We start from the raw sequence: 26,018 nt of genomic DNA on the forward strand, positions 1-26,018 counted from the left end.
GGTGCCCGACGCGCTGTTCGCCGACCCACGGCTCGCGCCGCTGTACGACGAGCTGGAGGACTACCGCGACGATCTCGACCCGTACCTCGCGATGGCGCACGAGTTCGGGGTGCGCCGGGTGCTCGACGTGGGGTGCGGGACGGGCACGTTCGCCTGCCTGCTCGCCGAGCGCGGCTACGACGTTGTCGGGGTCGACCCGGCCGCCGCGTCGCTGGAGGTGGCGCGCGCCAAGCCGTTCGCCGACCGGGTTCGCTGGCTGCCCGGGGACGCCACGACGCTGCCGCCGTTGACGGTGGAGCTCGCCACGATGACCGCCAACGTCGCGCAGGTCTTTCTCACCGACTCCGACTGGCACGCCACCCTGCGCGGCATCCATGCAGCGCTGGGTCCCGGCGGGCGGCTGGTCTTCGAGACGCGTGATCCCGCGCGGCGCGCGTGGGAGGACTGGACCCTGGACCGCATGCTCACCGAGTTCGACGTCCCCGGCGCCGGTGTGGTCACCGCCTGGCGGGAGGTGCTGGCCGTGGCGCTGCCGCTGGTCACCTTCCGCTGGACGTACGCGTTCGCCTCCGGCGAGACCCTGACGTCGGACTCCACCCTGCGGTTCCGCTCGCGCGCCGAGGTGGCGGAGTCGTTGGAGCGCGCCGGTTACCGCGTGGAGGACGTCCGTGACGCGCCCGACCGGCCGGGACGGGAACTGGTGTTCGTGGCGCGACCACTGTTCGGTGTTCGGTATTGACCGAACACCGAACAGTGGTCCGGCCGCATCGTGATTACGGCAGGGCACGCCACTCGTGGGCGAGCACAGCCATCACGTACGCGTCGATCCACTCGTCGTCCCAGCGCAGCGCCTGCCTCCGGGTGCCCTCCCACCGGAAGCCGGCCTTCTCGTACACGTGGATCGCGCGGGGGTTGAACGCGAAGACCTCCAGCTCGATCCGGTGCAGGCCCACGGTGTCGAAGGCATGGGCCAGCACCAGCCGGGTGGCCTCGGTGCCGTAGCCGCGACCGAGGTGGCGGCTGCCCGCGAGGGCGATGCGGAACGCGCACGACCGGTTGTGGGTGTCGAGTTCGCTGAGCACGACCTCGCCGAGGTACTCGCCGGACTCGCGGGCCGTGATCGCGAGATCGAGGCGGTCGTCGTGGTCCGCGCGGGTGGCGTACCACCACTCGGCCTGCTCTCGCTCGCGGCCGGACTCCAGCGCGCGATGGGTGCCGGTGAGCCGCTGCACCTCCGGATCGGCGAGCATCGTGAGCAGGCCCGGAACATCGGTGACGGAGACGGGACGCAGTACGACGGCCGAGCCCGGCATCGTCGGCTTGTCGGCGAACGAGAGGTGCATGGCGCTCGATCGTGCCGTGATCGGCCCACCACAGCCAGCCGATTTCGCGGCATGGGTTCGATGAGAGTGTTCTCATCCGGCACTCACGGTCGCGCCATGCCGGGCCTTTTAGACTCGGCCAGGTGAAACGCCCGTTCGCCATCTCCGCGGCTCTCGTGGCGGTCGGTGGAGTGCTCGGGCTGGTGTTCTGGCTGCCCGGCTCCGAGCCGCCGGGCCCGTTGCCGGAGCCCATCACCGTCAGCAGGCCCGCGGCGCCGCCCGGCAGCGGTGCGGTCTCCACCCCGCCGCCGACAGGCGCGCACGGCGACGATCACGAGGACGGCGACGACGACCTCGATGACGACTTCGACGAGGACGATGACGACGGTGTGGTGGAGCCGCCGCCCGCGTTGGACGACATCGACGACCGAGACGACCTCGACGACGATGACGACGGAGACGACGACGGCGACGACGGCGACGACGGATGAGCCCCACCGTGGCACCGCGGCGGCGGGGGTCGTCCACCGCCCGCGCGCGCATCCTCGGCTGGCTGCTGCTGCTCGTGCTCGCGGCGGTCGCGGTGCTCACTCTGGTGACCTGGCGGCTGTCGGTGGCCGACGTCGACAGCCGGATGGACGACGCGCTGCGCACCGAGGTCGAGGAGTTCGGCACGCTGACCGAGAGCGGGATCGACCCGGCCACCGGGCAGCCCTTCACGGGCGTCGACCAGGTGCTCAACGTGGCCATCACCTACAACCTGGCCCGCCCGAACGAGAAGTTCCTCGGCTATGTGGACGGCACGTTCGCCTACCAGAGCCGCCAGCAGGCCCCGGTGTTGCTGGCGAACGACCCGGCCTTCACCGACCTCGTGGCCGGGGTGCGCGAGCCGAAGGAAGGGCGCTACGAGAGCGCGGCGGGGGAGGTGCGGTACCTGGCGGTGCCGGTGCGGCTCGACGGCGATGCCCGGCAGGGGGTGATCGTGGCCGCGTACTTCGCCGACCAGGAACGGGACGGGGTCAACGACATCGCCCGGTTGATGCTGCTGGCGGGCGTGGGCACGGTGCTGCTGGCCGCCGCGGGGGCGTGGATCGTAGCGGGGCGCATCCTGCGGCCGTTGCGGGACATCACGGTGACCGCGCGGTCGATCACCGACACCGAGCTGTCGCGCCGCATCCCGCAGCGTGGCGACCGGCCCGGTGACGAGATCGGCGAGCTGGTCAACACGGTGAACGCGATGCTCGATCGGGTCGAGCGGGCGGTGGCGGTGCAGCGCCGGTTCGTCGACGACGCGGGACACGAACTGCGGACGCCGATCACGATCGTGCGCGGTCACCTCGAAGTGCTGGACCCCGCCGACCCCGAGGACGTCGCGAGCACGGTGGCGCTCGTGGACGACGAGCTGAGCCGGATGAACCGCATGGTGTCCGACCTGCTGCTGCTCGCACGCTCGGAGCAGCCCGAGTTCCTGCGGGCCGAACCGGTGGACGTCGCCGCACTCACGGAGTCGATCGTGGAGAAGGTCACGGGCCTGGGACAGCGGCAGTGGGTGCTCGACGGGCTCGCGCGGGTCGAGGCGGTACTGGACCCGCAGCGCATCACGCAGGCCGTGGTGGCGCTGGCCGACAACGCCGCCCGGCACACTCCCGACGGCGGGCGGATCGCCGTCGGCTCGGAGCAGGCCGCGGGCGTGGTGCGGTTCCACGTCGCCGACTCCGGGCCCGGAGTCGCGGAGGCGGACCGGGACCGGATCTTCGAACGGTTCGCGCGCGGTGGTGCGGGCCGCCGCACCGAGGGCGCGGGACTCGGCCTGTCGATCGTGCGGGCCGTCGCCACCGCACACGGCGGGCGGGTGGTACTGGACAGCGAGCCCGGGCACGGCGCCACCTTCACGGTGGAGGTGCCCACCGTGGCGGCACCACCGCCGCCGGGCCGCCACACCGAGGGAGGACGATGAGCCGCATCCTGGTCGCGGAGGACGAGCCCCGCATCGCCGCGTTCGTCAGGAAGGGCCTCACCGCCAACGGTTTCACGGTGACGGTGGTGGAGGACGGGCCGGGCGCGTACGAGTACGCGCTCACGGGGTCGTTCGATCTGCTGGTGCTCGACATCGGACTGCCCGGAATGGACGGTTTTACCGTTCTGCGCCAACTCCGTGCGCAGCGCTGTGCCATCCCGGTGATCATCCTGACGGCGCGGGACAGCGTGGGGGACACGGTGGCGGGGCTGGAGGGCGGCGCCGACGACTACATGCCGAAGCCGTTCCGGTTCGAGGAACTGCTCGCCAGGGTGCGGCTGCGGCTGGTGTCCGAGCGGGCGACCGAGCCGACCGTGCTCGTGTGCGGGGGGCTGCAACTCGACCTGCGCACGCGCCGCGCGCACGTCGCGGGCGCGGTGGTGGATCTCTCCGCGCGGGAGTTCGCGCTCGCCGAGACGTTTCTGCGGCATCCCGGCCAGGTGCTCTCGCGTGAGCAACTCCTGAGCCGGGTGTGGGGCTACGACTTCGATCCCGGCTCCAACGTCGTCGACGTCTACGTGCGCTATCTCCGGCGCAAGCTCGGCGGCGACCGGATCACCACCGTGCGCGGCATGGGCTACCGGCTGGAGGAGCGGGACTGAGAGTCGGCAGGGCCGGGCAGTCGCGTGCCGCGTCGTGCCCGGCCCTCGATGCTCAGTCGTCGTCCGGGCTGTCGTCGGCGCCGTCGGGCGTGTTGTCGGGCGAGTCGTCCGCGTCGTCGGGCGTGTTGTCCGGCGAGTCGTCCGGGGTGTCGTCGGGACTGTTGTCCGGGCTGTCGTCGGCCTGGTTGCCCGCCTTGCCCTGAGCCTGCTCATCCCGCTCGTCACCCGGCGCGGTGGGTTCGCCGGTCGGGGACTGCGCCGCGGTCACCTCGATCGGCTTGAGCTGCGAGGACTCCGTGCCGTCGTCCGCCAGGGCGATGCCGGTACCGGCGATCCCGAGGCCCGCGATCGCGGCACCGACGGTGACGACCTTCCAGTTGGGTCGTGCGGCCATGGTCGCTTCCTTTCCTGTGGGGTGTGTCGTGTCCGACGAGATCCAGATTTCCGGGCGGGCGTGAGAACTCCCGAAGCGCTGGATGAGGGGCTTCTCATCCGGCGCGCAGCCAGCGCTGCGCCACCGCCACGCGCTGTGCGGTGCGCTGGGCCCAGCCGGGTTGCTGGGTGCGGAAGGGCCCGGTGGCCAGTCCCAGCACCGCGGCGGCCACCCTCGGGCGCAGGTGTCGCGGGTCGAACCGGCGCTCGAGGTGGCGCAGCACGTCGCCGGTCCAGGCGCGGGCGCCCGCACCGTCGGCCACGGCGAGGTGCGCCAGCAGCGTGGCCCAGTCGTCGATCCGCTCGCCGGGGCCGGCCGTGTCGACGTCGAGGAGTCCCGTCACCGCCCCGTGCCGCAGCAGGAGCTGGTTCTCGTAGAAGTCGCCGTGGACGGCCACGACCGGGTGGTCACCGGCGTCGGCGTTCGCGACGGCGTCAGCGAGGCGGTTCATCCGCGCACGACCGGCGTCGTCGGTCGCGGTGGTGAGCGCCAGCACCGTCGCGGAGTGCCGGGCCCTGTCTCGATGGCTCGGGCGCGAGGGAAGCGAAGTCAGTTCCGGAGGCATCCGGTCGAGCAGGGACTCCAGCGCGGCGGGTTCGGGCAGCCGGTCACCGTGCCGCAGCGCCGCCCTGCCCGGCACGCCCGCGAGCGCGGGCATGAGCGCGAGCCCGTCGTCGGTGGCGGCCAGCAGCCGGGGTACCGGCAGCGAGTCCGCGAGCAACTCGTGTCGCCGTCGCAGTCCGGGCAACGCGGCGCGCGGGACCACCTTGGCGAAAAAGTCGTCGGCTCCCACGGTGATCGCCAGCACGGCCCGGCGGGCAGGGCGGTACGAGCGCAGCCGCACCGTGATCGGCTCGGTGGTCGCGATCCCGGCATCGCGCAGCAGCGCCCGGAGTCGGCCGCAGTCGAGGACGTGCGCCAGCGCGGGCAGCGCCGGGTCGTGCGGCCACCGCCAGAGCCCGACCTCGATCGCGGCACCACCCACCTCTCCCGCCACCACGGCGGCGCCGTCCGGTATCCGGGAACCGGTGGCGGCCACCAGCGTCTCCCGCGCGATGCCGCGGCCCGTGCGCTCGACCTCGACGGCATAGCGCACCAGCACCGCCCCGGACGGGCGCACGGTGACGGCCGTCGGCCGTACGGTCCGCACCGTGGTCGAGCGCGCGGGGCCCGCGGCGGCGAGCACGGCGTCCACCAGGTCGTGGGCGGGGTCACCGAGCAGGACGTCGAGCCGGCAGCGGACCGCGGCCGTGGACGTATCGGAGGGCACGGTCATGCGGCCCAGCGTGGGCGCCGACCGTGGCCGCAGGATGAGGGGTCGATGAGGAAGCTCTCATCGACCGCAGTTCACCCGAGTGCTGCCAGCACGATCACGAGCAGCAGGGTGAACGCGGTGGCGAACACCGTGATCCAGGCTTGCTGGGTGGGGTTGAGCCCGGGAGCGTGGCGCTGCATGGCGAATCCCGTCCTTCGTGAGACCTCGACATCCGGACCAGCGTGTTGATCTTGGAAATCGTTACGGCTTCGCGAACACGGATTCGTCGACCGTGGTCCCCGTCGCCGTGGAGGCGAGCCGGAAGACCAGCTCGTCCTCGCTGACGCCGTGTCGTGCGGCCAGCTCGGTCATGATCCGGTCGGACGTCTCGATCAACGGCAGGAGGTCGAGCCGCCAGGTTCCCCGTTCGCGGGCGAAGCTCAGTGCGGTGCCCTTGCCGCCCTCGTCCTCGGCCGCCGCCACCGCTCGGTCGCCGGACACGGTGATCTCGCCGAGAGTCAGGGTCTCGACCTGTGCCTTGTCGATCAGGCCCCGCTCGACGGCCACCGCGAAGAGCCCCGGTCCGTCCATCGCTTCGAGCTGCTCGGTCGCGAGGTGGTGCCGCACCAGCGCGATGTTGAGCCGGTCGATCAGCGAACGCCGGCCGATCTCGCCGGGACCGCCGGTGGCCGCGAGGGTCGCCAGCTCGCCGTAGTGCCGGATCGTCGTCGAGGTGACCAGCCGGGCCGCCGCCTCGCCGTCGGTGTCACGCAGCGTTGTCAGGTAGCGGTCGAAACTCTCGCGCACGGCGGCGTCGTCCTCCGGCGCCGCCGCGCTCGCGACCGCCTGCGACTCCGGCGTGGACTGGGGCGCTCCCTGGACCGGCGCCGGTTCTGAGCCGCAGGACACCGCCGCGAACAGCGGTAACGTCGCGAACAGGGTGGCCAGGATCGATCGTGCGGACATCGCGCTCCCTCGGTGCGGTGGGACCACGGTGGGACCCGCCACACCGCGGTGCTACGCCACAGAGCGTAACCGCGATGTCACAGAGGTTCATCTCGTCGCTGCCGGGCCGTGTAGAACAGCACGGCCGTTCCGGCGCCGACCATCAGCGCGAACGCCGTGCCGCCCACCACGAGGGCCTGCACGACGTCGTCCGAACTCGAGGTGGGCGCGCTCTCCGGAGGGCGTTCCGTCTCGGACGGGCTCGCCGAGGCGGTATGAACCGCGCCCACCAGCAAGGTGATCAGCAACGCCACCGTCGATGCGAACGACGCCTGCCGGACGAAGCGGTTCATCGCGCACTCCCCTCGTGATCGAGATTTCCCTCACCCACGCCAACGTTCGGCGTACGAGGCAGAGTTGCCCGAAACGGCGAGAATCACACGCCCGATACCGTGGCGTCGATCTCTCCGGCGAGTGACACGTCCTTGCCGGTGATCCCCCCGTGGGAATGCGTCGTCAGCCGGAAAGTCACTGTGCGCCAACGGATGTCGATGTCCGGATGGTGGTTCGCGGCCTCGGCGAGCTCGGCCACGCGGTCCACCGCGCGGATCGCGTCGGGAAAGCTCGGCAGCGTCACACTGCGTTCGATCGCCTCGTCGACCCGGTGCCAGCCGGTCAGCTCTCGCAGGGCCTCGTCGATGTCTCGATCAGTCAGCAACTCCGTCATGGGCCCATCCTGGTACGCCGCCAGGTACGCTGCACGCTGCCACGGGAGTCCGGCGCGCCGGGCTGAGAGGTGGGTTCGCGGCCCACGACCGTTCGCACCTGAATCGGATCATGCCGACGCAGGAAGGGCACCGGACCTCCCACGTCGGCAGCGGCGAGGAGGCGGAATGGGCCAGAGGACGGGCCAGAGGTCGAGGTCGGCGCGGACGGTGGTCGCGCTGCTGGCGGTGGCCGCCCTCACGGCGGGCTGCACGGTGATCGGAGCCGAGGACGAGGCGGAGCAGGGGCCCGTGACGGTCACCCTCGTCACGCACCAGTCGTGGTCCGTCCCGCCGGAGGTGCTGGACGCCTTCGAGCGGCGCGCCGGTCTGCGGGTCGAGGTCCGCAAGGAGGGCGACGCGGGCGAGTTGACCAACAAACTCGTGCTGACCAAGGACAACCCCATCGCCGACGTGGCCTTCGGCATCGACTCCACGTTCGCCTCCCGCGCACTCGACGAGGACGTGTTCGAGCCGTACACCTCACCGGAGGCCGACCGGGGGCCGCAGCGGTACGCGGTCGATCCGCGACAGCGGTTGTCGGCGGTGGACGTGGGCGACGTGTGCGTCAACATCGACACCGAGTGGTTCGCCGCGAACGACGTGCCCGAGCCCACCGGCCTCGCCGATCTGACCGAGCCGGAGTACGAGGACCTCTTCGTGGTGCCCAGCCCGGCGACGTCCTCGCCCGGGCTGGCGTTCCTGCTGGCCACGGTGGCGGAGTACGGCGAGGACGGCTGGCTCGACTACTGGCGCGACCTGGCGGACAACGGCGTGAAGACCGTCAGCGGCTGGACCGAGGCGTACACGCAGGACTTCTCGGGCTCCTCGGGCCAGGGTGAGCGGCCGATCGTGCTGTCCTACGCCTCGTCGCCCGCGGCGGAGATCGGGCAGGACGGCACGCCCCGCACGACGGCGTTGCTCGACAGTTGCTACCGGCAGGTCGAGTACGCCGGGGTGCTGGCTGGCACGGAGCACTCCGCCGAGGCGGGCAGGGTCATCGACTTCCTGCTCTCGCACGAGTTCCAGTCGACGGTCGCGGAGTCGATGTACGTCTACCCGGCCCGGGAGGGCGTGGCCCTGCCCGAGAGCTGGGAACGGGCCGCGCCGCTGCCCCGCGAGACCCTGTCGCTGCCCGGCGAGCAGGTGAGAGAGCACCGCGAGCGCTGGATCGCCGAATGGCGCGAGCTGCTCGAAGGCTAGATTCGCGCGGTGGCCACGGCCGCGTGACCGCGCGCCCGGGGTGGGGCCGGACGTCGGCGGCCGGTGCGCTCGGCGTGCTGCCGGTCGCGTTCCTCGGGGTCTTCTTCGCGTGGCCGGTCGTCGCGATCCTGCGACTCGGCTTCGCGGACGGCGGGGTCGCCGACACCCTCGCCGCGCCGTCGACGTGGCGGCTCGCGGCGTTCACGGTGGCGCAGGCACTGGCCGCGACGGTGGTGGCGGTGCTGGCCGGGTTCCCGCTCGCGTACCTGCTGGCCAGGGTGCGGCTGCCGGGGATCGCGGTCGTGCGGACGCTGGTGCTGGTGCCGTTCGTGCTGCCGACCGTGGTGGTCGGGCTGGCGTTTCGCGCGTTGTGGCCGGACGGCGGGGTGTTCGGCATCGTCGCGGCCAACGCCTTCTTCAACGTCGCCGTGGTGGCGCGCACGGTGGGCGGGTTGTGGTCGCAGCTCGACCGAAGGGCCGAGGACGCCGCGCGGTCGCTGGGCGCGTCGCGCCGGCGCGCCTTCCGGACCGTGACGCTGCCCGCGCTGCTGCCCGCCGTCTCGTCCGCCGCCGCCGTGGTCTTCCTGTTCTGTGCCACCAGCTTCGGCGTGGTGCTCATGCTGGGTGGCAACCGCTACCGGACGCTGGAGACCGAGATCTACCTGCGCACGGTGAACCTGCTCGATCTCTCCGGCGCCGCCGCGCTGTCTCTGGTGCAGCTCGCGGCCGTGATCGCGGCGCTCGCGGTCGGGGCGGTGGCGCGCCGCCGCCGCGAGAGCGCGGCCGGGCTGCGCACCGCGCGGCACTCCGCGCGCAGGCCCGAAGGCGGCGAGTGGGCCGTCGTGGCCGTCGCGGGAGTGGTGCTGTGCCTGCTGCTCACGCCGATCGTCGCGCTGCTCGTGCGCTCGGTCTCGGGCCGCGACGGCTTCACGTGGGACGGCTATCGCGCGCTGTCCGGCTCGGGGGAGGACGGCGCGCTCACCGTCACCGGCTGGGACGCGGCGCTGAACTCGCTGCGGACCGCGTCGGACGCCACGATGCTGGCCCTGATCGTGGGCGTGCTGGCCGCCGTGACCGTGGTGGTGACGCGCCGCTCGCCCCGGCGCGGCGCCCGCGTGGCCGGGGAGATCACCGACGCGGCGTTGATGCTTCCGCTGGGCGTGTCGGCCGTGACCGTCGGCTTCGGTTACCTGGTCACCCTCGGCGAACTGCCGTGGGACCTGCGAACCTCGCCGCTGCTGGTGCCGTTCGCGCAGGCATTGGTGATCATCCCCCTGGTGGTGCGGCTGGTGCTGCCGGTGCTGCGCTCGGTGGACGAGCGGCTGCGCCAGGCCGCGGCCACGCTCGGGGCTGGGCCCGCCCGGGTCTGGCGAGAGGTGGATCTGCCGCTGGTGGCGCGCTCGCTCGTCGCGGCGGCGGCGTTCGGCTACGTCGTAGCGCTCGGTGAGTTCGGCGCGACCAGTTTCCTCGCCCGGCCCGACGCGCCCACCCTGCCCGTCGCGGTGGCCGATCTCGTCAGCAGGCCCGGCGAGCTGAACCAGCTGATGGCCTACGCCGGTTGCGTGCTGTTGATGGTGGTGACCGCACTCGTGGCGGCACTGATCGAGAGTGTGCGTGCCCCGCACGCGCGGCTGGGAGAGTTCTGATGCTGACAGTCGCCGACCTCACCGTCCGCTACGGCGACGTCGTGGCGGTCCGGGACGCTCACCTGGAGATCGCCGACGGCGAGGTGCTGGCCCTGCTCGGCCCGTCGGGCTCGGGCAAGTCGACGTTGCTGCGGGCCATCGCGGGGCTGGAACGGGCCGCCTCCGGTGAGGTGCGCTGGGACGGCGACGACCTCGGGGACGTGCCGGTCCACCGGCGCAACTTCGGGCTGGTGTTCCAGGACGGTCAACTGTTCCCGCACCGGGACGTGGCAGGCAACATCGCGTTCGGCCTGCGGATGCGGGGCAGCGGGGCGCGGGACCGTGCCGAGCGGGTGACGACGTTGCTCGATCTCGTGGGCCTGGCCGGATACGGGCGGCGCAGGGTGACCGAACTGTCCGGCGGTGAGGCGCAGCGGGTGGCGCTGGCCAGGGCGCTGGCCCCCCGGCCCCGCCTGCTGCTACTGGACGAACCGCTGTCCGGGCTGGACGCGGAACTGCGGGAACAGCTCGCCATCGAGGTGACGGAGTTGTTGCGGCGCACCAAGACTACGACGTTGCTGGTGACGCACGACCAGGAGGAGGCGTTCACCCTCGCCGACCGGATCGCCGTGCTCGACGGCGGCGTGATCCGCCAGGTCGGCGACGTGCTCGACGTGTGGCGCAGGCCGGTGGACGAGCGCCTCGCCCGCTTCCTCGGAGTGACCACGGTGGTGCCCGGACAGGCATCGGGAGGCCGGGTGCGGTGCGCGCTCGGCGAGGTGAGCCTGCCGTGGGCCCGCGACGGCGAGGTCCTGCTCGGGCTGCGTCCCGGTGCGGTGCGCGCCGTCGACCTCGACCGGGTCGCCGGGGGCGACGGCGCGCTGGAGGCCGAGGTGCTGACCCGCGTCCACCGCCGCGATCACGTGCGGCTGTCGGTGCGGCCCGACGGTGCCGCGCCTGCCGGGATCACCGAGGTCTCCGCCGTGGCCGCGATGACCAGCCGGGTCGTGCCGGGTGACCGAGTGGCGCTGTCCCTCGACGCGGACGGCATCGCCACCGTCGGGTCGTGAGAGGCGTGCCGGTTCAGCCGTCCCGGGTGAGGATGCGGGCCGTCGCGAGCGAGGTCGCGATCACCGCGTAGCAGGCCGCCCGCAGCACACCCTCACCGAGCCCGTCGAGCGGGAGTGGATCACGCAGCACGTCCACCAGCGCGGTCCACGAGGTGTTGAGCAGCAGCGGGTGCAGCCAGCTCAGCGCGTCCAGCGCGCTGAGCACCGAGAACAGCACCAAGCCGCCCAGCACCGACACCAGTACGATCATCGGGTGCTCGGTGGTCGTGGAGATCGCCAGCGCCACCGCGCCCACCGCCCACAGCTGCACGGCCACCCACACCGTCGTGAGCAGTACCCGGCCCAGCGCCTCCGGCAGTGACAGCGTGGTGCCCGAGAGCGTGAACAGGGAGTCGGTGCCGTTCAGCAACAACCCCGTCAGCACACCCGTGAGCGCCATGGTCAGCGTGGCCACCAGTGCGAACGCGGCGACGCCGACGGCCTTGACCAGTAGCACCCTGCCCCGCGCGACCGGTGCGAGCAGCCAGCCCCGCAGCGTGCCGTGGGTCTGCTCGCCCGCGACCGCGTCGGCGCCCGCCATCGCGGTGGCCAGCGGCAGCATCAGGCTCAGCGACACCATGAGAGCCGCGACGGGCAGGACGAGCGCGTTGCCCGCCGCCGACGTGAGCAGTGCGTCGCCGTTGCCGCCACCGGTGCCGCCGTCCGGGGGACCGCCAGGGCCGTCGATTACGGTCAGCGCGATGCCGATGATCACCGGGATCATGCCGAGCAGGCCCAGCACCACCAGTGTCCGGGGCCTGCGAAAGATCAGGGACAGTTCCGAGCGCAACAGCCTGCCCAGCGGGGCACGCTCGCGCGTGGTGGTCGGGAAGGTCCACAGTGTCCGCGTGGTGGTGTCGTGCCCCGCCCTGGATGTGTCGGCGGCGTCCGTGCCGTTCACGGCAGCTCCTCCTCGTGATCGCCCTGGGTCAGCCGGGCGAAGAGATCCTCGAGCCCGGTCCGGGCCCGCTGGACCTCGTAGACGGCGACGTCGGCGCGTACGAGCGTGGCCACCACCTCCGGCGGGGTCGTGGTGGTGACGTCGACACTGACTCCGCCGGGCGCGGGCCGCGCCGCGATCCTGGCCGCCCGCAGCGACTCCAACGCGCGTTCTTCGTCCGGTGTGGACACCGTCAGCGTGGCGGAGCCGGAGTCGAGCAGCTCGTCCAGCTCGCCCTGGGCAACCACCGAGCCGTGGTTCAGCACCGCGACGTGGGTGCAGGTCGCCTCGACCTCCGCGAGCAGGTGCGAGGACACCAGCACGGTCACACCCGCCGCGTGCAACTCGGCGATCAGTGCCCGCACGTCCCGGGTCCCGGCGGGGTCGAGTCCGTTGGTCGGCTCGTCCAGCACCACCAGCCTGCGCGGCACGAGCAACGCCGACGCGAGTCCGAGCCGCTGCTTCATGCCCAGGGAGTACCCCCGGTAGCGGCGGCCCGCGGCCCCGGCCAGCCCGACCCGCTCCAGCGCCGCGTCCACCGCGGCGGGAAGGTCGGCCGAGTCCAGCCTCGGCTCGGCGGCGGCCACGCGCATCAGGTTGTCGCGCCCCGACAGGAACGGCTGGAAGCCGGGGCCCTCGACGAGCGCGCCCACGTCCGGCAGCGCGTGCCCGATCTCGTCCGGCACCGCCCTGCCCAGCAGCGTCGCGGTGCCCTCGGTGGGCCGCACCAGGCCGAGCAGCATCCGGATCGTGGTGGTCTTGCCCGATCCGTTCGGCCCGAGCATGCCCAGCACGGCGCCCTCCGGCACGTCGAGATCCACGTGCTCGACGGCCACGGTCGGCCCGTACGTCTTGCGCAGCCCCCGCGTGGACACCGCGACCCCGGGGGGTGGCGTGGGTGTTTCCGGCACGTCGCCGGAAACACCCACGCCGTCGATCTCCGTGCTCATCGGTCTCCCCGCGAGGCCAGCGCCTCGGCCAGCACCGGCTCGGGCACCGCGCCCACGGCGACCCGGCCGTCGTCGGTCAGCAGCGCGGTCACCGCGTTGGTCTCGACGAGGAACCCGGACCCGTACTCGCCCTCGACCCTGGTGCCGACACGGGCGAGCAGGTCGCCGCCCTCACCGCCGGACAGCTGTGCGCGCGCCTCACCGGGAACCCGCGCCACCAGCACGGTGTCCCAGCCCTCGCCGACCGTGCGCAGTCCGGCCAGCGCCTCCGGCGCCGCCGAACGCTGCTGCTCGCGCTTGTCGAGCTCCGTGACCTCGGCGCCCTCGGGCGGTGTGAACTCGAACAGCTCGGCGGGCTGCGGTCCGAGATCGAGATCGGTGAACCCGATCTCGGCGACCGGTTCGGTGGTGCCGTGGGTGTGCGCCGCGAGCCGCAGCGGCAGCCGCGTCTCGGCGTCCACCGCCACCCTGACCTCGCGGAGCAGGGTGCGCTCGTCCGGCTTCGGGGTCAGCACCAGCTCATAGGCGGCGCGGTCGGCCACCGTGGCGGTGCCGTCCACGGTCACGGTGCTGGTCTCCCGCGCCAGTTCCACCAGCGTGCGGGCGGCGGCGGCCGGGTCGGTCGGCGCCCCGTGCCCGGCCTCCGGCGCGTGGTCCTTGCCGGGCAGCGCGAACGTGGCGACGCTGTGCTCGGCGGAGTTGTAGGCCCACACCTGCTCACCGTCGTTGACCAGCGTCTGCTCGCCCCGGTCCTCGTCCAGCCCCAGCCGGACCCGGCCCTCGCCGTCGTAGAACACCCGGCCCGACTCGGCCGACAACGCCGGCATCCCGCCGACCGCGGGAAGCCCCAGGTCGTTGTTCACGGCGACGGTGCCCGCGAGCGCCGGTGCCTCCGACCGCAGCACGGACTCCACGAGCGCCTGCGGTTCCACCTCCGGAAGCTCCGGTGCCTCCCCCGCTCCCGCGGGCACGGCCAGCACCCCCAGCCCGACGGCCCCGACGGCGGTGCCGGTCACGGCGATCGCCACTGCTCTGGTCCTCGGATTCGTGGCCTTCACGTCATCTCCTCGCTGTTCGATCCCAGTGTGCCGGTTCTCGACGCCTCCCACCCTGCGCCGCCCGCCCTGAGATCGGCCTGAGAGCGCCGTCGAAGCTGAGACACCGCTGAGATCACGCGCGCGCAGCGGGCCGCGACGGGCATCCTGAGAAGGGTGAAACCTCGGGTACTGGTCGTCGACGACGAGGCGGGCATGCGCAAGGCGCTGCAACGCGGGCTGACGGCCGAAGGGATGGACGTCGTCACCGCGGCCGACGGGCCCGGCGCGCTGCGCCTGGCCCGCACGCAGGCGTTCGACGTGCTGCTGCTGGACATCATGCTGCCCGGGCTGTCCGGCTACCGCGTGCTGCAGCAGTTGCGGGCCGAGGACGTCGGCACGCCGGTGCTGCTCGTCTCCGCCAAGGACGGCGAGATCGACCAGGCGGACGGGCTGGACCTCGGTGCGGACGGCTACGTGGTGAAGCCCTTCTCGTTCGTGGTCCTCGTGGCGCAGGTGCGGGCGGTCCTGCGCAGGGCGGCCACCCGGGGTGAGCGGGGCCCGCTGCGCGTGGGCGGGCTCGTGGTGGACCGCGCGGCACGGACGGTCAGCTGGGACGACGACCCGGTGCCGCTGTCGCCGAGGGAGTTCGCGTTGCTGGAGGTGCTGGCAGGGCGGGCGGGCAGCGTCGTGACCAAGGACGAGCTGCTGCGCGAGGTGTGGGGCGACGAGCAGGCCGCCACGCGCAACGTCGTCGAGGTCTACGTCGGCTACGTCCGGCGCAAGCTGGAGGCTGCCGGGGCGCGGTCGTTCGTGCGCACGGTGCGGGGGCACGGGTACGTCGTGTCGGTGCCCGAGGGGGGCGCGGTGGCGCAGGGGAGCCCGGCGCCACCGCTGCCGACGTGAGCGCCTCGCCCCGGCGCTGGTGGCGGCGCCGCGGGCTGCGCTTCCGGGTCACGCTCGTCGTCACCGTGGTGGCGCTGGTCCCCCTCTTCGTCCTGGCCGCGCTGGCGGGCAAATTGCTGGGCCCGCTGCTGGTCGACTCCGTCGACGGAGAACTCGCGCGCGTCCGCGACGGTGCCTCGGCGGCCGTGGCGCAGGGCCGCGAGCCGGAACCCGTACCGGGGATCGCGGTGCGGGTCCTGGACACGGCCGGGACGCCGGTCGACGGCGGCGCACCACCCCGGATCGCGGGCGACGACGTGCGCGACCTGCTGGCGGGCCTCCCGGCGCGGTCGCCGGCCGAGGGCGTGGTGCCCGCGTGGCGCTGGCTCGGCTCCGTGGTGACGGCGCCGGACGGGGCACAGCGCCTGGTCGCGGTCGGGGCGCCGCTGGTCGGCGCCCGTGCCACGGTGCAGGACGGGTCGCGGTGGTTGCTGGTGGTCGCCGTACTCGGTGCGCTGGTGGCGACCGTGGCCACGGCGGTGGCGGTGCGGGCCGTGTTGCGGCCGGTGAGCCGCATGCAGGACTCCGTCCGGCGGCTGCCGCCGGGGCACCGTCTGCCGGTGCCCGCCGCCGACGACGAGTTGCGCGCGCTCGCCACCGGATTCAACGCGTTGCTGGCCCGGCAGGAGGAGGCGGCCGACCGGTTGCGCCGCTTCACCGGCGACGCCGCCCACGAACTGCGCTCGCCGGTGGCCTCCATCAGAGTGCAGGCCGAGGTCGCCGTCGCCAACCCGGACCCCGCGCTCGCTGACGAGACGTTGCGCGACGTGCTCGACGAGGCCGAGCGGCTCACCGCGCTGCTCGACAACCTGCTTGCGCTCGCACGGTCGGACGCGGGGGAGCTGCCGAGCGCGCAGCCGGTGGAGCTGGTGACGCTCGTGCGCGATGTGGTGGCGCGCGGCGCGCGGGACCGGCCGCGCGTGCGGGTCAGCGCCGTCGCGGGGCAGGCGTGGGCTTCGGCGACCCACGCCGAGGTGGAACTCGTGCTGGACAACCTGCTGCGCAACGCCCGCGCGCACGCCGAGGAGGAGATCGTGGTGTCGGTACTGGCGTCGCGGTCGTTCGCGCGCGTGGTCGTGGACGACGACGGCCCCGGGATTCCGGTCGAGCACCGCGCCAGGGTGTTCGACCGGTTCTACCGCCTCGCCGACGACCGCGCGAGGACCTCCGGCGGAACGGGACTGGGCCTGGCGATGGTGGCCGAGCTGCTGCGGCGGCGCGGTGGCCGCGCGACGGTCGGGGAGTCGCCGGACGGCGGCGCGCGGTTCGAGGTGTCGTGGCGACGCCACCCGGGGTAGATTGCGCGTCCCATGAGCGCTGAGCACGGTCCCGGTGGTGCCGCGAAGGCCACCTTCACCGCACCACCCGGCGTCGTGGTGGGGGCGGCTGTGGTGCGGGAGGGGGCACTGCTGGTGCAGCAGCGCGCCTTTCCCGCCGAGGTCGCCGGGCTGTGGGAGCTGCCGGGAGGCGGGGTCGAAGCGGGCGAGCCGGACACCGAGGCGGTGCGGCGCGAGTGCCGGGAGGAGCTGGGCGTCGACGTCGTCGTGGGTGAGCGGGTCGGCCCCGACGTCCCCCTGCCTCACGGCAGGGTGCTGCGGGTGTTCGCCGCGACGATGCCGGACGCGGACGCGCGGCCCCGTGCCGTGGAGCATCGGGCGCTGCGCTGGGTGTCCGGCCACGAGCTGGCCGAGCTGGACTGGCTGCCCGCCGACCGCGCCCTCGTCCCCGCGCTCACGGCACTGGTGACCGCATCCGCCGTCCCGCCACCCGGCGGGCCGGACGGCGCGGGCCTACCGTGAATTCATGTACGTCGTTCTGCTGACCTATACGGCACCGCTGGCCGAGATCGACTATGTGCTGCCCGACCATGCCGAGTGGCTCGGCAGGCAGTTCGAGCACGGCAACGTCCTGGCCTCGGGCCGCCGCGCCGACCACCGGGGCGAGGTGCTGCTGGTGCGGCCGATGTCCGAGGGCAAGCTGGAGGCCACCCTCGCCACGGACCCCCTGCTGCTCCGGCACCTCGCGCACCACGAGATCGTCGAGTTCGCCGCCACGCGCACCGGGCCGGAGCTGCGCGCGTTCAACGAGGCGCTGGCGCACTGACCGGTGTCACGCCGCCGCGCGGTCCTGCTGTGCCCTGTCCGCCTTCTGAGCCTGTTTCAACGCGCGCACCGGACACTTCTTGCACCGTGGTTTCGACTTGCAGCACTTCTTCTTGACCTTGCCGGCTTTGACCAGCGCGCGGACCACGGATTTCGGGTCGTCACGGTCCTTCTTGCCCATGAAGTGAGGGTAGGCTCACCTACGCTGACTTATGTGTGAGATCCGGCACAACCGGCCAGCGACTATGCTGAACGACGACCACGCCGGGGCTGGTGGCCTTCTCGAGCCCGCTGGTCCGCCCATCACCTCGCCCCATCCGTCGTACCAGGGAGCCCGCGCGTGCCCACAGCCGCTGCCCAGAAGACCCGCACCGACCTCCGCAACGTCGCCATCGTGGCCCACGTCGACCACGGCAAGACGACGCTGGTCGACGCCATGCTCCGGCAGTCGGGAGCCTTCACCGAACGGGCAGAGCCCGTCGACCGGGTCATGGACTCCGGAGAGCTGGAGCGCGAGAAGGGCATCACGATTCTCGCCAAGAACACGGCCATCCGCCGCGCCACCCCGGAGGGCCCGGTCACGATCAACGTGATCGACACCCCGGGACACGCCGACTTCGGCGGCGAGGTCGAGCGCGGGCTCGCGATGGTGGACGGCGTCGTGCTGCTGGTCGACGCCAGCGAGGGCCCGCTGCCGCAGACCCGGTTCGTGCTCCGCAAGGCGCTGGCCGCGCAGCTGCCCGTGATCCTGGTGGTCAACAAGGTGGACCGCGCCGACGCCCGCATCGCCGAGGTCGTCGAGGAGACGCACGACCTGCTGCTGGAACTCGCCGGTGACATCGACGGCATGGACGACGACGCGCTCGACGCGGTGCTGTCGATGCCCGTCGTGTACGCCGCCGCCCGCGCCGGTGTCGCGAGCCTGGAGCGGCCCGCCGACGGGCAGGTTCCGGACGGCGACAACCTCGACCCGCTGTTCGAGGTCCTGTTCGACCACATTCCCGCCCCTGAGGTGGACCAGGACGCGCCGCTGCGCGCACTCGTGACCAACCTCGACGCCTCCAGCTTCCTCGGCCGCATCGCGCTGATTCGCATCCACGCGGGCAGGCTGCGCAAGGGCCAGACGGTGGCGTGGCTGCGCGAGAACGGCACCGTGCAGAACGTCCGGATCTCCGAGCTGCTGGTCACCGAGGCACTCACCCGCGTGCCGGCCGACGCCGCCAGCGCCGGTGACCTCGTGGCCATCGCGGGCATCCCCGACATCACCATCGGCGACACGCTCGCCGATCCGGAACATCCCGATCCGCTGCCGCGCATCACCGTGGACGAGCCCGCCATCTCGATGACCTTCGGCGTGAACACCTCGCCGCTCGCGGGCCGGGGCGGTGGTGACAAGCTCACCGCCAGGCTGCTCAAGGCCAGGCTCGACGCCGAGCTGATCGGTAACGTGAGTGTCCGCGTGCTGCCCACCGAGCGGCCGGACACCTGGGAGGTGCAGGGCCGCGGCGAGCTCGCGCTGGCGATCCTCGTGGAGACCATGCGGCGGGAGGGTTTCGAGCTGACCGTCGGTAAGCCGCAGGTGGTCACCCGCACCATCGACGGCACGCTGCACGAGCCGTTCGAGCGCCTCTACGTCGACGCGCCCGAGGAACACCTCGGCGCCATCACACAGCTGCTCGCGGCGCGGAAGGGCCGCATGGAGCAGATGGACGGCCACGGCAGCGGGCGCATCAAGCTGGAGTACGTGCTGCCGTCGCGGGGCCTCATCGGCTTCCGCACCGACTTCCTCACCGAGACCCGCGGTACGGGCATCGCCAACCACATCTTCGAGGGTTACCACCCGTGGGCGGGAGAGATCCGCACGCGGCACAGCGGCTCGCTGGTCGCCGACCGCTCCGGACCCGTCACGACCTACGCGCTGTTGCAGCTGGCCGACCGGGGCACGTTCTTCGTCGAGCCGGGCACCGAGGCGTACGAGGGCATGGTCGTCGGGGAGAACCCCAGGGCGGAGGACCTCGACATCAACATCACCAAGGAGAAGAAGCTCACCAACATGCGCTCGTCCACAGCCGACGAGCTGGAGCGGCTCGCGCGGCCGCGCACGCTCAACCTGGAGGAGGCGCTGGAGTTCTGCTCGGTCGACGAGTGTGTCGAGGTCAGCCCCAAGGCCGTCCGGGTGCGCAAGGTGAGCCTCGACGCCACGCAGCGGGCCAAGGAGCGGTCCCGGTCCCGCAGCCGCGACCGCAACGCGTGACGCGCCCCTGACGGAATTCCCACATCCGCCTGAGACACTGGGAACCGCACGGCCGGGTCGCGCGTCCCCCAGACAGGGCAGCCGACACGGCTGGACGGCGGTCCGGCCTGGACGGCCGGCGACGGGTGACGATGCGGGAGGGGCTGCGCTTGTGCGGCTGGTGCGGGCGGTGCGAGTGAAGGGTCGGAGGGCCACACCTCGCGCCGGGGCCGTGTGCTCGCTGGTGCTCGCCATGGTCGGCGTGCTGACCGCCTGCTCAACGGCCCCGCCACCGCCCGTGGTGAGCTCCCCCGTGGCGCAGACCTCCGTCCCGCAGGTCGAGACACCGTCGCAGATCGTGGCGGCGGTGGACGACATCGCGGGCGGCTACAACCCGCACGCGCTGGCCGACTCCTCCACCGTCACCACCGCGCTGTCACAGCTGCTGTTGCCCTCGGTGTTCCGGCCCGGCGGCGACGGCGACGGTGAACCGGTGCTGGACGAGAGCCTCATGACGTCGGCCGAGGTGACCAGCGAGGACCCGTTCACGGTCACCTACCGCATCCGGCCCGAGGCGTCGTGGTCCGATGGCGCCCCCATCGCGGTCGAGGACTTCTCGTACCTCGCCGAGGCGATGCGGACCGAGCCCGGCGTCGCCAATCCGGCGGGCTACCGGCTGATCTCGTCGATCGAACCGGGTGAGGGCGGCAAGCTCGTGGAGGTCACGTTCTCCGAGCCCTACCCCGGCTGGCGCACCCTGTTCACCGACCTGCTGCCCGCCCACCTGCTCAAGGACGTCCCCGGCGGCTGGCAGAGCGCGCTCGCCGACGGTTTCCCCTCGTACGGCGGCCCGTTCGCCATCAAGACCATCGACTCGGCCCGGGGCGAGATCGTGCTCGAACGCAACGAGCGGTACTGGGAGAAGCCCGCCGCGGTCGACCGCATCGTGCTCCAGCGCTCGGACGGGCCCGGAATGGTCTCGGCGCTGCGCAGCGGCAGCGCGCAGTTCACTCTGGGCAGCGTCAACGGCGACACCCGCGACCTGCTCGCGGACCTGGGTGACGACATCGGGCTGCACCGCGTGGCCCAGCCCTCCGTCGCGGACGTGGTGCTCCGGCCGCTCGGCTCGGCGACGGCCGAAGCTCCGGTGCGCGAGGCCGTGGCCGCACTCCTCGACCGCAACGCACTGGTCGACGAGGGCACGGGCGGCGGTGCCTCCGCCGACCTCCGTGCGGCCGCGCACGTGCGGGCACCGTCGTCGGACGACTACCGGCACACCATGCCCGGGGCCGGGCCACCTCTGCAACGCGACACCGAGCGGGCCTACGAGTTGCTGGCCGAGGCCGGGTACGAGCGCGAGGCAGGCAGCTGGGTGCGCGACGGCCAGCCGCTCTCTCTGGTCATCGCCTCGCCGGGACAGCGCCAGCCCTACCAGCGCATCGCGGCGGCGCTGAGCGAGCAGCTCATCGCCGAGGGCATCGACGTGAACACGGTGCATCCCGAACCGAGGGAGCTGTTCGCCTCGGCGCTCGCCGCGCCCGTCGATCCCGACGGCGGCGTGAACGGCCAACCCGTGCCGACGAACGGGGAGGTCGGCATCGACATCGCCGTGATTCCCCGCGCCGTCAGCGCCGATCCGGCCACCACGCTCGCGTCCTGGTACGGCTGCGCACCGCAGGCGGGGGACGGGACGCAGGGCGCGGACGACGGTTCGGGTGCGGGGGACGCCGGGGACGGCACAGCCACCACGACCAGCTCGTCGTCCACCACGACGGAGTCGGCGCCGACCACGCCGACGACCGCGAAGGGCGGTGCCGACGGCGCCGATGGTCCCGATGGTGCCGACGGTGAGACGGCAGGCCCTGTGGTGCCCGCGAACCCGGCCGGGTTCTGCGACGCCGAACTCCAGGACGTGATCGACGACGTCCTCACCGGCGAGATCTCGGTGCGGCAGGGGCTCGCGGAGGTCGAACCGGCGCTGTGGGACCACGCGGTCACGATCCCGCTGTTCCAGCTCGCCGACACCCTCGCCGTCGGCCCCGGCGTGTCGGGAGTCTCCGAGGGGCCGCCGCTGTCCGGTCCCTTCTCGTCGGCCGTGAACTGGACCCGCGCTCCCCGCTGATCACGTGCCTCGAAGGTCACCACAAGGGGTGACCCCTGCGGCCTCTGGTCTACCGAACAATCGGTCGGTAGGGTGACTGACCACAGCTTGTCACTGCTGTATGTTTCATTCGCTAGTTCGATGTCACCCTTTGGTCACGATCCTCCGGGAAGTGGTGACCGATGGTGGCCATCCTTCTTAGCGTTCCCCCGCAGTGCGCCAATCGAGTGTGATGGGCGTGTCATAAGCTCCGGCGCTAACCGGAGAGTGTGGGTCCCAACAGAATCGGCAAGGTCCGGGACTCAGTGCTAGGAGGGCACACGTAATGAGGAGATCAAAGGTCATCTCCGCGTGGTCGATGCTCGCCGTGTCAGCGCTCGTGCTGACAGCGTGCGGGGGCGGCGACGACGCGGCGGATGGAAACACCGGCTCGACCGTCGATGTCGACACGTTGGCGGAGGGTAAGGCACAGGAGGGCGACAACTTCACGCTCGCCGACGTGCCCGAGATGGACCCCGTCACCATCGGTGTCGACGAGGGTTACTCCGCGTACAACAACAACACCGCGGATACCAACAGCTCGTACAACACCTACGCGCTGACCAGTGTCATCACCGGGCCCACCATCCTGGACGGCAACAACAAGATCCTGCTCAACGCCGACACGATGGAGTCCGTCGAGCTCACCTCGGAGGACCCCTTCACCGTCGAGTGGAAGATGAAGGAGGGCGTCCAGTGGTCCGACGGTGACGCCTGGGACTGCCGGGAGTTCTACCTCGCGTGGCTGTCCAGCTCCGGTGAGACCGAAGGCTTCAACTCCGCCTCCACCACCGGCTACGAGCTGATGGACCCGGAGTGCACCGACGACCACACCTTCAAGGTCGAGTTCAGTGAGCCCTACCTCGACTACATGGGCATGTTCGCCGACGTGCGCCTGATGCCCGCCCACATCATCGAGGACGCCGTCGGCATCGACGACATCCGCGACGTGGAGCCCGGCTCGAGCGAGGCCGAGGAGGTCGCGGAGTTCTGGTCCGGCGAGTGGAAGGGCTTCGACGCCGAGACGATGCCCGGTTCCGGCCCTTACAAGATCAAGTCTTTCGACTCGAACTCCGACACGGTCGTGCTGGACAAGAACCCGAACTGGATCGGCGCCAAGGGCGGCCCGTCCGAGGTGACCATCCGCGCGATCCCGGACACCAAGGCCATGGCCACCGCGCTGCAGAACGACGAGATCGACGTCGCGGCGTCGACCCAGCCGGACGCCACCGCCGCCAACACCCTGAAGGGTCTCGGCGCACAGGGCGTGAAGTACGCGTCCGCGCCGCAGCTCACCTTCGAGCACCTCGACCTCAACTTCGAGCGCGACGTCTTCAAGGACGAGGCGGCCCGCAAGGCGTTCTTCGAGGTCATCAACCGGGAAGAGATCACGAACAAGCTGCTCAAGCCGGTTCAGGAAGACGCCGAGCCGCTGAACAGCATCGTCTTCTTCCAGGGTGAAGAGGGCTACGAGGACCGGTACGGCGACAAGATGAACAAGGGCGCCGAGACCGCCATGCAGACGCTGGAGGACGGCGGCTGGGAGAAGGGCGAGGACGGCGTCTACGCCAAGGACGGCGTGCGGTTCTCCGTGGAGATCGCGCACAACGACATCGCCCGCCGCACCCAGACGGTCGAGATCATCCAGTCGCAGGCCCGTGCCGCCGGCATGGAGATCAAGGACGACACCGACCCCAACTTCCTGAAGGGCCGGGTCGACAAGGGCGACTACGACATCGCGCTGTTCGGCTGGTCGTCCGCGCCGTACAAGGCCGAGCAGAAGGCCATCTACATCAGCGATGGCGGCCAGAACTGGCAGGGCCTGTCCGACCCGAAGATCGACGAGGCGTTCGACACCGCGACCTCGGCGACCTCCGCAGAGGACGCGCTGGAGAGCTACATCGCTGCCGACGAGGCGATCGCGGAGAACTACGCCACCGTTCCGCTGTTCGCCACGCCGTCGATGTGGGCGTTCCGGGGTATCGACCGCGTGTACATGCAGTCGTACAACGGCGCCCTGTGGAACGTCGGGGAGTGGGAGGCCGCCGAGTAATCGGCGTGGCTTTCCGCACGTCACCGGCTGACGTCTGACGCCGTCGGGGGCCGGCCACCACCGGCCCCCGACGGCCGACGTTAGTAGCTGTTCACGTGATCCCGACCCCCACTACCGTGGCGCGGGAGCGGTGGCGTCATAATTCCGGGCGATCCCGGGACTAGGAGCAAGTCGTTGAACCTGGTTTTCTACATCCTTCGCCGTCTGGCGATCTCGATCCCAATCCTGTTGATCGGAAGCTTTCTGGTCTTCATGATGGTGGCCGGAGCGGGCGACCCCCTCGCGGAGCTGCGCACCCAGCCGAACATCAACCAGGAGTCCGTCGACGCGATCGCCCGTGAGCTCGGGCTGGACAAGCCGCTGATACCCAGGTACTTCGACTGGCTCGGCGGGTTCCTCACGGGCGACTGGGGCATCTCGATCGCGCAGGGCTCCGCGATGGAGCCGGTCTACCCGAAGATCATGAGCGCCTTCTGGGTGTCGATCCAGCTGATCCTCGGCGCCGAGATCCTCGCCCTCATCCTCGGTGTGGCCGTCGGCCTGCTGGCCGCGGTGAAGCAGTACAGCGCCGTCGACTACATGGCTACCACGGTGGCGTTCCTGTTCTTCTCCATGCCGATCTTCTGTGTCGCCATCGTGTTGAAGGTCTATGCGATCGACCTCAACGAGGTGATCTACAACCTCGGTCTGAGCGACGTCTTCGGCAACCCGTTCCTGAGAACGACCAGTCCCGAGTCGCTCGAGGCGGACGGCATCGGCGACTTCCTGATCAAGTACACCGGGGCGTTCCTGCTGCCGACACTGTCCATCATGTTCATCAGCTTCGCGGCGTACAGTCGCTTCCAGCGCTCGTCGATGCTGGAGACGCTGAACATGGACTACGTCAGGACGGCGCGCGCCAAGGGCCTGACCGAGCGGCGCGTCATCATGCGGCACGCGTTCCGCAACGCGCTGATCCCGACGACCACGCTGTTCTCCGTGAACTTCGTGACCGTCGTGACGGGCGCCATCATCACCGAGCGGGTGTTCAACTGGAACGGCATGGGCGCCGTGCTCGTGGAGGCCGTGAACAAGAACGACCCCAACGTGATGATGGGCTGGGTCGTGGTGATCGCCATCGCGGTGATCTTCGCGAACCTGATCGCGGACTTGTTGTACGGCATTCTGGACCCGAGGATTCGCGTTGGCTGACATGAACTCGCTTGTGACCGGTGCTGAGACCGGTGGCAAGCCACCGATTCCCGAAGGTGAGCTCGGCACCGAGGCGCTGCCGGAGCCGCGCAGCCAGGGCGCGCTCGTGCTGCGGAAGTTCCTGCGGCACAAGCTCGCGATGTTCAGCGTGGGGATGCTGCTGCTCATCACGCTGGTCACGGTGCTCATGCCGCTCTTCTGGCCGCACAGCTACTGGGACTCGTCGTTCCCGTCGTTCTCGGAACCGACCGCCGAGCATCCGCTGGGCACCACCCAGGTCGGCAAGGACATGGTGTCGCAGATCCTGCAGGGCACCCAGTACTCGCTGATCATCGCGCTCACCGTGGCTCTGGTGGGCACGTTCATCGGTGTCGTCTTCGGTGCGTTCGCCGGATTCATGGGCGGGTTCGTCGACTCGGCCATCTCCCGGATCACCGACCTGTTCCTGATCATCCCGGCGATCGCGGCCGCCGCGATCCTGGTCAAGGTGTTCAGCGGCAGCTGGTGGGTGGTCGCGGTGGTGCTCGCCGCGTTCATGTGGATGCCGGTGGCCCGCATCACCCGAGCCGAGGCGATGTCGCTGTCGCAGCGGGAGTTCATCGAGGCCGCGCGAGCGTCGGGTGCGGGCACGGGCCGCGTCGTGTTCAAGCACCTCGTGCCCAACATGGTCGGCACCATCACCGTGAACGCCACGCTCGCCGTCGCGCAGGCGGTGCTGGCCGAGGCGGCGCTGTCGTTCATCGGGCTCGGTGTGAAGCCGCCGGACACGTCGCTGGGCCGCGTCATCTCGGAGAACTACGCGCAGATGACCGGACGGCCGTGGCTGTTTTTCGGCCCGTTCGTCGTGCTGGTGCTGATCTCCTTGTCGATCAACTTCATCGGTGACGGGCTGCGCGACGCCTTCGACCCGAGGCAACGCAAGGTCAAGGCGTAGGAGACCACGAACCACAACGGCAGGGCAGCGGGGGCGTCACCACGCACGGTGGCGCCCCCGCTGCCGTGTCCGCAGCCCACGTAGCTGTGTCCGCAGTCTGCGTAGTCGTGTCCGCACCGTGCGATGCGGACACGACTACGGGAAGTGCGGACACGGCTACCTCACCTGAGGACACGATGACAGCGAAGGGGACGGCACCGTTCGGTGCCGTCCCCTTCGGA

General features: G+C 71.4%; 26 protein-coding genes and 1 riboswitch. Of the genes, 16 read left to right on the plus strand and 10 right to left on the minus strand.

Annotated features, from left to right (window positions below; all coding sequences use genetic code 11):
- The first annotated feature begins 1 nt into the window (after position 1).
- Positions 2–739 carry a class I SAM-dependent methyltransferase gene (locus FFT09_RS13210; protein ID WP_208544416.1) on the plus strand — a complete coding sequence of 246 codons (738 nt, stop codon included), beginning with the start codon at positions 2–4 and terminating at the stop codon, positions 737–739.
- A gap of 34 nt (positions 740–773) precedes the next feature.
- Here FFT09_RS13210 and FFT09_RS13215 read toward each other — a convergent pair whose 3' ends face one another.
- On the minus strand, positions 774–1,343 hold the full coding sequence (locus tag FFT09_RS13215) for a GNAT family N-acetyltransferase (RefSeq protein ID WP_081191480.1): 570 nt from the start codon (positions 1,341–1,343) through the stop codon (positions 774–776).
- Positions 1,344–1,465: 122 nt separating this feature from the next.
- Here FFT09_RS13215 and FFT09_RS13220 point away from each other — a divergent pair, with 122 nt between their 5' ends.
- Genes FFT09_RS13220 through FFT09_RS13230 form a run of 3 tightly spaced genes read left to right on the plus strand, consistent with a single transcriptional unit; the run spans position 1,466 to position 3,941 of the window.
- Entirely contained in the window at positions 1,466–1,813 is a 348-nt protein-coding gene (locus FFT09_RS13220; protein ID WP_081191479.1) for a hypothetical protein, read from the plus strand.
- The gene (locus FFT09_RS13225) at positions 1,810–3,279 is read left to right on the plus strand and encodes a sensor histidine kinase (protein ID WP_138382879.1); all 1,470 of its coding nucleotides are present in this window, start codon (positions 1,810–1,812) and stop codon (positions 3,277–3,279) included. The genes FFT09_RS13220 and FFT09_RS13225 overlap by 4 nt, the downstream gene beginning before the upstream one ends.
- Positions 3,276–3,941 (plus strand): response regulator transcription factor, encoded by a 666-nt coding sequence (locus FFT09_RS13230; RefSeq protein WP_138382880.1) that lies wholly within the window; start codon positions 3,276–3,278, stop codon positions 3,939–3,941. Before FFT09_RS13225 ends, FFT09_RS13230 begins: the two co-directional genes overlap by 4 nt.
- A 52-nt stretch (positions 3,942–3,993) precedes the next feature.
- On the opposite strand, the gene FFT09_RS22920 is transcribed toward FFT09_RS13230, so the two are convergent.
- From FFT09_RS22920 to FFT09_RS13255, 5 genes are all read right to left on the minus strand, one after another.
- Positions 3,994–4,335: a hypothetical protein gene (locus FFT09_RS22920; RefSeq protein WP_167305376.1), complete on the minus strand. Its 342-nt coding sequence runs from the start codon at positions 4,333–4,335 to the stop codon at positions 3,994–3,996.
- 94 nt (positions 4,336–4,429) lie between these two features.
- Positions 4,430–5,650: a phosphotransferase gene (locus tag FFT09_RS13240; protein WP_138382881.1), complete on the minus strand. Its 1,221-nt coding sequence runs from the start codon at positions 5,648–5,650 to the stop codon at positions 4,430–4,432.
- Between the two features lie 240 nt (positions 5,651–5,890).
- On the minus strand, positions 5,891–6,595 hold the full coding sequence (locus FFT09_RS13245) for a hypothetical protein (protein ID WP_138382882.1): 705 nt from the start codon (positions 6,593–6,595) through the stop codon (positions 5,891–5,893).
- Positions 6,596–6,672: 77 nt separating this feature from the next.
- Positions 6,673–6,927, minus strand: coding sequence for a hypothetical protein (locus FFT09_RS13250; protein ID WP_081191472.1), 255 nt, complete (start codon positions 6,925–6,927; stop codon positions 6,673–6,675).
- Positions 6,928–7,010: 83 nt separating this feature from the next.
- On the minus strand, positions 7,011–7,301 hold the full coding sequence (locus tag FFT09_RS13255; RefSeq protein WP_138382883.1) for a 4a-hydroxytetrahydrobiopterin dehydratase: 291 nt from the start codon (positions 7,299–7,301) through the stop codon (positions 7,011–7,013).
- A 31-nt stretch (positions 7,302–7,332) separates the two neighbouring features.
- A riboswitch (TPP riboswitch) is annotated at positions 7,333–7,444 on the plus strand.
- A gap of 23 nt (positions 7,445–7,467) precedes the next feature.
- Between FFT09_RS13255 and FFT09_RS13260 the strand changes: the two genes are divergently transcribed.
- The 3 genes from FFT09_RS13260 to FFT09_RS13270 are packed head-to-tail and all read left to right on the plus strand — an operon-like array spanning position 7,468 to position 11,236.
- A complete protein-coding gene (locus tag FFT09_RS13260) occupies positions 7,468–8,541 on the plus strand; it encodes a thiamine ABC transporter substrate-binding protein (RefSeq protein WP_138382884.1) in 1,074 nt (357 codons plus the stop codon).
- Complete coding sequence (locus FFT09_RS13265) at positions 8,517–10,187, plus strand: ABC transporter permease (RefSeq protein ID WP_138382885.1); 1,671 nt, start codon at positions 8,517–8,519, stop codon at positions 10,185–10,187. The genes FFT09_RS13260 and FFT09_RS13265 overlap by 25 nt, the downstream gene beginning before the upstream one ends.
- A complete protein-coding gene (locus tag FFT09_RS13270; RefSeq protein WP_081191469.1) occupies positions 10,187–11,236 on the plus strand; it encodes an ABC transporter ATP-binding protein in 1,050 nt (349 codons plus the stop codon). The genes FFT09_RS13265 and FFT09_RS13270 overlap by 1 nt, the downstream gene beginning before the upstream one ends.
- Before the next feature lie 13 nt (positions 11,237–11,249).
- On the opposite strand, the gene FFT09_RS13275 is transcribed toward FFT09_RS13270, so the two are convergent.
- Genes FFT09_RS13275 through FFT09_RS13285 form a run of 3 tightly spaced genes read right to left on the minus strand, consistent with a single transcriptional unit; the run spans position 11,250 to position 14,223 of the window.
- Positions 11,250–12,176: an ABC transporter permease gene (locus FFT09_RS13275; RefSeq protein ID WP_138382886.1), complete on the minus strand. Its 927-nt coding sequence runs from the start codon at positions 12,174–12,176 to the stop codon at positions 11,250–11,252.
- Positions 12,173–13,165 carry an ABC transporter ATP-binding protein gene (locus FFT09_RS13280; RefSeq protein WP_081191467.1) on the minus strand — a complete coding sequence of 331 codons (993 nt, stop codon included), beginning with the start codon at positions 13,163–13,165 and terminating at the stop codon, positions 12,173–12,175. Before FFT09_RS13280 ends, FFT09_RS13275 begins: the two co-directional genes overlap by 4 nt.
- Positions 13,162–14,223 carry a LolA family protein gene (locus tag FFT09_RS13285; protein ID WP_081191466.1) on the minus strand — a complete coding sequence of 354 codons (1,062 nt, stop codon included), beginning with the start codon at positions 14,221–14,223 and terminating at the stop codon, positions 13,162–13,164. Before FFT09_RS13285 ends, FFT09_RS13280 begins: the two co-directional genes overlap by 4 nt.
- Positions 14,224–14,376: 153 nt before the next feature.
- Here FFT09_RS13285 and FFT09_RS13290 point away from each other — a divergent pair, with 153 nt between their 5' ends.
- Genes FFT09_RS13290 through FFT09_RS13305 form a run of 4 tightly spaced genes read left to right on the plus strand, consistent with a single transcriptional unit; the run spans position 14,377 to position 17,247 of the window.
- Positions 14,377–15,105, plus strand: a complete 729-nt coding sequence (locus FFT09_RS13290; RefSeq protein ID WP_081191465.1) for a response regulator transcription factor — start codon at positions 14,377–14,379, stop codon at positions 15,103–15,105.
- Positions 15,102–16,442 (plus strand): ATP-binding protein, encoded by a 1,341-nt coding sequence (locus FFT09_RS13295; protein ID WP_081191464.1) that lies wholly within the window; start codon positions 15,102–15,104, stop codon positions 16,440–16,442. The genes FFT09_RS13290 and FFT09_RS13295 overlap by 4 nt, the downstream gene beginning before the upstream one ends.
- A 12-nt stretch (positions 16,443–16,454) precedes the next feature.
- A complete protein-coding gene (locus FFT09_RS13300) occupies positions 16,455–16,943 on the plus strand; it encodes a (deoxy)nucleoside triphosphate pyrophosphohydrolase (RefSeq protein WP_081191463.1) in 489 nt (162 codons plus the stop codon).
- Between the two features lie 4 nt (positions 16,944–16,947).
- Positions 16,948–17,247: a YciI family protein gene (locus FFT09_RS13305; RefSeq protein WP_081191462.1), complete on the plus strand. Its 300-nt coding sequence runs from the start codon at positions 16,948–16,950 to the stop codon at positions 17,245–17,247.
- 6 nt (positions 17,248–17,253) lie between these two features.
- Here FFT09_RS13305 and FFT09_RS22925 read toward each other — a convergent pair whose 3' ends face one another.
- Positions 17,254–17,427 carry a hypothetical protein gene (locus FFT09_RS22925; RefSeq protein ID WP_167305377.1) on the minus strand — a complete coding sequence of 58 codons (174 nt, stop codon included), beginning with the start codon at positions 17,425–17,427 and terminating at the stop codon, positions 17,254–17,256.
- A 159-nt stretch (positions 17,428–17,586) separates the two neighbouring features.
- Between FFT09_RS22925 and typA the strand changes: the two genes are divergently transcribed.
- From typA to FFT09_RS13330, 5 genes are all read left to right on the plus strand, one after another.
- A complete protein-coding gene (gene typA, locus FFT09_RS13310; protein ID WP_138382887.1) occupies positions 17,587–19,500 on the plus strand; it encodes a translational GTPase TypA in 1,914 nt (637 codons plus the stop codon).
- 169 nt (positions 19,501–19,669) lie between these two features.
- On the plus strand, positions 19,670–21,601 hold the full coding sequence (locus FFT09_RS13315; protein ID WP_425273057.1) for an ABC transporter family substrate-binding protein: 1,932 nt from the start codon (positions 19,670–19,672) through the stop codon (positions 21,599–21,601).
- A 304-nt stretch (positions 21,602–21,905) separates the two neighbouring features.
- Complete coding sequence (locus FFT09_RS13320; protein WP_081191460.1) at positions 21,906–23,672, plus strand: ABC transporter family substrate-binding protein; 1,767 nt, start codon at positions 21,906–21,908, stop codon at positions 23,670–23,672.
- A gap of 174 nt (positions 23,673–23,846) precedes the next feature.
- Positions 23,847–24,863, plus strand: a complete 1,017-nt coding sequence (locus tag FFT09_RS13325; protein WP_081191459.1) for an ABC transporter permease — start codon at positions 23,847–23,849, stop codon at positions 24,861–24,863.
- Position 24,864: 1 nt separating this feature from the next.
- Entirely contained in the window at positions 24,865–25,797 is a 933-nt protein-coding gene (locus tag FFT09_RS13330; protein ID WP_081191458.1) for an ABC transporter permease, read from the plus strand.
- Positions 25,798–26,018 lie beyond the last annotated feature (221 nt).

The sequence above is a fragment of the Saccharomonospora piscinae genome, assembly GCF_005862235.1.
GTDB lineage: Bacteria > Actinomycetota > Actinomycetes > Mycobacteriales > Pseudonocardiaceae > Saccharomonospora > Saccharomonospora piscinae.